General features: G+C 39.7%; 5 protein-coding genes. 3 read left to right on the plus strand and 2 right to left on the minus strand.

All coding sequences use genetic code 11. The features are described 5' to 3' along the window. Positions 1-40: 40 nt before the first annotated feature. Positions 41-1,051 carry a 6-phosphofructokinase gene (gene pfkA / locus K5Q29_RS09030; protein ID WP_024381452.1) on the minus strand — a complete coding sequence of 337 codons (1,011 nt, stop codon included), beginning with the start codon at positions 1,049-1,051 and terminating at the stop codon, positions 41-43. A gap of 84 nt (positions 1,052-1,135) precedes the next feature. Continuing rightward, the gene (locus K5Q29_RS09035; protein ID WP_105139290.1) at positions 1,136-4,246 is read right to left on the minus strand and encodes a DNA polymerase III subunit alpha; all 3,111 of its coding nucleotides are present in this window, start codon (positions 4,244-4,246) and stop codon (positions 1,136-1,138) included. Between the two features lie 157 nt (positions 4,247-4,403). Between K5Q29_RS09035 and K5Q29_RS09040 the strand changes: the two genes are divergently transcribed. Genes K5Q29_RS09040 through K5Q29_RS09050 form a run of 3 tightly spaced genes read left to right on the plus strand, consistent with a single transcriptional unit; the run spans position 4,404 to position 6,277 of the window. Beyond that, complete coding sequence (locus K5Q29_RS09040) at positions 4,404-4,778, plus strand: GntR family transcriptional regulator (protein ID WP_002935537.1); 375 nt, start codon at positions 4,404-4,406, stop codon at positions 4,776-4,778. Further along, entirely contained in the window at positions 4,771-5,478 is a 708-nt protein-coding gene (locus tag K5Q29_RS09045) for an ABC transporter ATP-binding protein (RefSeq protein WP_221877115.1), read from the plus strand. The genes K5Q29_RS09040 and K5Q29_RS09045 overlap by 8 nt, the downstream gene beginning before the upstream one ends. A 16-nt stretch (positions 5,479-5,494) precedes the next feature. Further along, positions 5,495-6,277 carry a hypothetical protein gene (locus K5Q29_RS09050; protein ID WP_044754850.1) on the plus strand — a complete coding sequence of 261 codons (783 nt, stop codon included), beginning with the start codon at positions 5,495-5,497 and terminating at the stop codon, positions 6,275-6,277. Positions 6,278-6,404 lie beyond the last annotated feature (127 nt).

Here is a 6,404-nt window from a genome sequence, read left to right on the forward strand (position 1 = left end):
GGTCATATGACCCTTAATTAACACTTTTAAACAATGATACCTAGATTGACAAGTTACGGTTCAAATCAGCCAACTCCAAATCTGCTTTATGTGGATTATTAACTACAATCTTGCCATCAGTAGTCAAGCTAAACAAGGCACCTTCTTCTGCAGTTCCAAGAATTGGATTTTCAACCATTTGCTCGTTACGGATACCTACCGCAAGACCACCACGGCCTTCTTTAAGCAATTTAACGGCATGAGCTCCCATACGAGAAGCAAGTACACGATCACGCGCTGTTGGAGAACCACCACGTTGGATATGACCAAGTTCTGTCACACGAAGATCACTTGTATCGCCTGCTGCTTTCAATTCTTCAGCAAACTGTGCCGCTGGCATAACACCTTCGGCCAAGACAATGATGCTATGTTTCTTACCTTTATCGTAACCCGCTTTAATACGGTCAACAACATCGTTGATATTGAAGTCTTCTTCTGGAACAACAATAACATCTGCACCAGAAGCAATACCAGCCCAAAGAGCGATATCACCTGCATGACGTCCCATTACTTCAATGACGAAAGTACGACGGTGACTTGATGAAGTATCGCGAATCTTATCAATCGCATCCATAGCAGTTGTTACAGCTGTGTCAAAACCGATTGTAAAATCTGTCCCCACGATGTCGTTGTCAATGGTACCAGGTACACCAATAGCTGGGAAACCATGCTCCGTCAAGCGCATTGCTCCGTGGTAAGAACCGTCACCACCGATAACAACTACACCTTCAATACCATGTTTTTTCAATTGCTCAATCCCTTTAAGTTGCCCTTCTAATTTGGCAAATTCTGGATAACGAGCTGAACCAAGGAATGTTCCTCCACGTGAAATAATATCACCTACAGAACGTGCAGACAATTCATGGATATCACCCGCAACCATACCTGCGTAACCTTCGTTGATTCCATAAACTTCCATTCCTTCTGAAATTGCTTGACGAACAACTGCACGAATAGCAGCGTTCATACCAGGGGCGTCACCACCACTGGTCAAAACAGCAATACGTTTCATTCGTTAATGCTCCTTTAACTTTTCATTTTAACTGCCCTATTATAACATACTTAACCTAAACTTGCTTGACTTTTTGCTATTTTTTTATCGAAAAATCGTTTTCATAACAAATTCACTTAACTCTTCTTCTAATTGAGGCGTTTTCATAACCATGTGGTGCCCAGCCTGAATTGTCTGATTACTATCTTGATAATGAAGTACTACTGGAATGCTTCCTCTGTATTTATCCAAAATACGAGCAACGGCATAATCGTGTTCTCGATTTTCCAAAAGAATCCAAAATTTCTCCAAACTGACAGGCTCTAATTTTTCTAGAACTAATTGCAACTGTCCATCACGCTCTTGCACTCTACCTGTGATGTAGCCCATTCCCCCTTCTTCCAAAATAGAAGCGTATTGGCGATAAGATTCGGGAAAAAGAGTCACGTCAAGTGTCCTCTTGGTATCTGTCACTCGAAGAAATGCCATCTGCTCCCCAGTCTTTTTGGTACGAATCAATCGAATAGCTTGAATCTGCACAAGAACGGTTGCTCGATTGCCAACCGCTAAATCAGCCAAATCTGTAAAACTACGCTTAGATTCTCGACAAATATTGGCTAAAGGATGCGGACTAATACCAACACCTAGCAATTCTTGCTCTAGCATAAATTTTTCGCTGTCGCTGTAGTCTTCTACATCTGTCCAACTATAACTCTCCTCTGCAAAAAATGTACCAATCGCCTCTGCAAAGACAAAAAGATTGTCTAGATTTTCAATAATCTTTTTACGATTGGCGTCAAAATCATCAAATAAACCAATCTGAATAAGAGGGATCAGTAAATCTTTTTTCTTGAAATTATCCGGCAAGCGCAAAATAAAATCTTCTACAGACTTATAGGGACGATGATCCAATATCCATAGAGCTAAATCTTTAGGCAAACCTTTTAGTGTTTTTAATCCTAGGTAAACCTTACTTTTATCAAACTTATCGTGATAAGGAATATTGTTAATCGTGAGTTGAGCTACCTCAAAGTCAAACTGCATCGCATCTTCAATATAAGCACTGCTAGAATGATTGAGCATGACATCAAAAAAGACATCCGTATAGTGACTCTTGAAATAGGCCATTTGAAAGGCTAAGGCTGAATAAGCATAGGCGTGGCTACGGTTAAAACCATAACCAGCGAACTTAGCCATCATGCCAAATATTTCCCTTGCATTCTCTTCAGCATGTCCGTTTTTCAGTGCTCCCTGTAAAAATTCCGCTTCCATTGCCTGCATTTCCTGGGCATTCTTTTTAGACATCGCCCTACGGAGTAAATCAGCCTTTCCAAGCGTAAATCCTGCATAGACCTGTGCAATCTGCATGACTTGTTCCTGATAAAGCATGATACCATAAGTCGGTTGTAAAATAGGAGCAATGGTTGGGTCCAACAAATCAACTGCCTCTTGTCCATGCTTGCGTTTTACAAAGTTATCCGAATAATCACTAGCCCCCGGTCTATTCAAACTCGTTGTTGCAACTATATCTTCAAATCGACCAGGTTTGACCCTTCGAAGCAGGCTAATCGCACCAGGCTGTTCAAATTGAAAAATTCCCTTAGTCCGACCAGTAGCAAAAAGTTCCAAGGTTTTCTTGTCTTCTAAATCTATCTTAGCAATATCAATTTCCTGCTGATAACGTTCACGTACTCCTTCTGCCATTTTTTGCACAAAGGTCAGATTTCGTAAGCCAAGGAAATCCATCTTCAACAGACCATTCGCCTCAACAGCATGTGCATCATATTGGGTTACCAGCATGTCATCCCCTATCTTAAGAGGGATGGTATCTGTCAATTCCTCATCACTCATCACTATCCCTGCTGCATGGATAGAAGTCTGTCGGGGTTGCCCTTCAATTTGTTGAGCAATCGCAAAAGCTTTTTGGTACTCTATCTTACTATTGATAATCTGACGAAAAGCGGCATTTCGCTGATAGGCAGAAGTAAGACTATCTCTAAATGAAATTTTCTTGGTTATATTACTTAACTCATATTCAGGTGTTCCGAAACGCTTAAATACATCACGAATGGCCTGCTTAGCTCCAAATGTCGAGTAGGTCACAATTTGAGCAGCATGGGTTGAACCATAACGATCTCGTACATAACGAATAAAATCTGCTCGATGAATATCTGGAATATCAATATCAATATCGGGCATTGAATAACGTTCAGCATTGAGAAAGCGTTCAAAGAGAAGATTATGCTTAACTGGATCAATACCTGTGATATTTAAGGCGTAGGCAACTAGGCTTCCAACAGCTGAACCGCGCCCCATTCCCATGTAGTACCCTTGGCTACGTCCAAAACGAAGTAGGTCCCATACAATCAAGAAATAATCATCAAATCCCATTTGATGAATAATGGATAATTCCTTTTCCAATCGTTCCTTATACAGTGAATTAGTCAAGCCCTTCTCTTCTAATCCTTGATAGGAGCGCTCGTATAATTCTTCCACTGCAGGTCTGTCACGATTAAAGCGCGGCAATTTTAAATCTGTATTTAATTGATAAGAAATCCCTGCAACCAAGTCACGTAAATTATCAACTGCTTGCGGAAAACGATTCGAAAATAGATTGGTTAAGCTATCAGCCGATAAAAGTTTTTGCCGACTATCTACATCTGAAACCTGATTAAGCGGAATATTATCACGAATAGCATGGAGAACCTGTAGACTTTCCAATTGTTCCTCTTCAAAAAAACGAACAGTCTGGATTGGAAGGAGTGCTTGCTTAAAATCTTGAACCGGTGTGTCAACTGTCACTCCGATATAATAGTTTACACCCAAATCGAGGTGCTCAATGCCAGAAAAATAAGGAACAACCACTGCTATGTCGACTAAATATTGACGAATGGTTTCAAAATCATCTTGCCCTGTCATCTTAGCAGTCGAAATTTTCAATAGATTGCGATAACCTCTGGTTGTCAGAGCAATCAATTGAGTAGTGACGTCCTGCTCCTCTCCCTGTAATTTCCAGTCCAGTTCACAACCAATAATTGGTTGAAGCCCCATTTTGTTACAGGATTCCATAAAACTATAGGCTGCATAAAGACTATTTTTATCCATTATCCCCAATGCGTGATAACCGAGCTCTTTAGCCCTGCCTACATAACTCTCTATCGTCACCATGCTATCCATAAAGGTATAAACTGTCTTTGTATCTAATTGTGCTAGCATGGTATTCTCCTTTTGTTGTTTCTTCTTAAATTATATCAAATAATCATCAAAAAATATTTTAAAAAAATTCAAAACATTTCCCTTGCTAATTTATATGATTTATTGTATTATTAATATAAGACATACACACGGATGTCATCCTAGAAAGGAAACGATTATGGCTTGGAAATTTGATAATAACATCCCCATCTATATTCAAATCAGCAATACTATTAAATTGCAGATTGTGACCAATCAATTAAAATCCGGAGATAAACTTCCAACTGTTCGTGACTTAGCCGACATTGCTGGCGTCAATCCAAATACCGTTCAGCGCGCTTTGTCTGATTTAGAAACGGAAGGCTTTGTTTACTCGGTTCGCACAACAGGCCGTTTTGTAACGGATAATCAGGAATTGATTACACAAACTCGCCTACATTTAGCCCAAAAGGAACTGGAGAACTTCGTGAACAATATGTTAGAATTGGGCTTCAGACACGATGAACTCACTAGCCAGTTAGATGATTATTTGAAAGGAGTTACTTATGAGTAACGCATATACTTTGGTTGAGCTACAGCAAGTTTCAAAATCTTATGGTGGAGCTGTCGCCCTAAATAATGTTAATTTGAAGTTAGCTGCCGGAAAAATCATAGGACTTTTGGGACCAAATGGTTCGGGTAAAACAACCATGATTAAATTGATCAACGGTCTGTTGCAGCCAGAATATGGTCAAGTATTGATCAATGGTCGCACACCATCGCCAGAAACCAAGGCAATTGTATCTTATCTCCCAGATACCACTTATCTTGATGAACATATGAAAGTGCTCGAAGCAATTACATTTTTTGAAGATTTTTACGCTGATTTTGATAAGGAGCGTGCTCTCTATCTTTTACAAGATTTGGGTATTGATTTAAACAGTCGTATGAAACATCTCTCCAAGGGGAATAAGGAAAAAGTCCAGCTCATTCTGGTGATGAGCCGTCAAGCGCAGCTGTATGTTTTAGATGAGCCAATCGGTGGTGTTGATCCTGCCGCCCGAGACTACATTTTAAAAACCATCGTCAACAACTACTCTCCGACTGCTTCTGTTATTATCTCTACTCACTTAATTTCAGATGTTGAGCAAATTTTGGACGAGGTTATTTTCCTCCATTACGGAAGCGTTATTCGCCATGGGAATGTAGATGACTTGCGAATTGAAAGCGGAGAATCTATTGACGAACTCTTCCGCCAAGATTTTAAGGCTTAGTTAGAAGGAGATTGCTATGTTTAAAAAATTATTGAAATACGAATTTCAATCCGTAGGTAAATGGTATTTGGGAATTTATATTGCAGCTGTAGCCCTATCAGCAGTACTTGGTTTTTGGCTACAAGCGTTGGCCCTACGTACACAGGCTGGAAATACTGAACCTGGCGGTGGAGAGATGGTCTTATTGGGAACATCCTTTATGACTTTTGGTATTTTGATTGCCGCACTCTTCTTGTCAACATTTGTTCTAGTAATCAACCGTTTTAGAAAAAATGTTTATGGTCGACAAGGTTATCTCACTATGACCCTGCCGGTATCTAGCCATCAGATCATCTTAAGCAAACTACTTGCCTCTATTGTTTGGTATGTCTTGGCAGGTATTACTTGCTTACTTTCAATTGGAATCATCCTTGCAGTCATTCTAGCAGCAAGCGAGGAAGCCGTTACGCCAGAAATACAAACTTTTGTTCAAGCTATCGACTGGACTGTTTTACTTAGTCAGCTTGTCTATTATTTAATTGAAATTACCACTGGTATCCTTTTGATCTACTTCTCTATATCTGTCGGTCAATTATTCAAGGATCATCGCTTCCTCTTTGCAATCTTGACTTATATCGGCATTCTCATCGTTACTGGAGTATTTAGCACTTTCTTTGTCCTAAGTAACCTAGGAGTAGCTTATTCTACACCATTTTCTCTCTATCCAAGTCCAGTCTTAGCATTAGTCAATATTATCCTAGCTTTTGCTTACTACTTTGGAACCCACTTCATTATGACAAAGAAATTAAATCTACAATAAAAACATACTAAGATTAGTAGTGAGGAAATCTCCGACGGGAGAAAGTACTCACTACTTTTTCTTTATGTTAAAGTAGAGGTGTCTTGTTAAGTCGAGGGTGCTTTTGACGCTAGACGTCGCAATAAAA

Origin of the sequence: Streptococcus sp. 2018037 (assembly GCF_019754195.1) — a bacterium.
Taxonomy (GTDB): Bacteria; Bacillota; Bacilli; order Lactobacillales; family Streptococcaceae; genus Streptococcus; species Streptococcus hashimotonensis.

Bases quoted from the DNA above. Each gene is read 5' to 3' on its own strand.
- K5Q29_RS09040 (WP_002935537.1), top strand. From the start codon at position 4,404: ATGGCTTGGAAATTTGATAATAACATCCCCATCTATATTCAAATCAGC.
- K5Q29_RS09045 (WP_221877115.1), top strand. From the start codon at position 4,771: ATGAGTAACGCATATACTTTGGTTGAGCTACAGCAAGTTTCAAAATCT.
- K5Q29_RS09035 (WP_105139290.1), bottom strand. From the start codon at position 4,246: ATGCTAGCACAATTAGATACAAAGACAGTTTATACCTTTATGGATAGC.
- pfkA (WP_024381452.1), bottom strand. From the start codon at position 1,051: ATGAAACGTATTGCTGTTTTGACCAGTGGTGGTGACGCCCCTGGTATG.
- K5Q29_RS09050 (WP_044754850.1), top strand. From the start codon at position 5,495: ATGTTTAAAAAATTATTGAAATACGAATTTCAATCCGTAGGTAAATGG.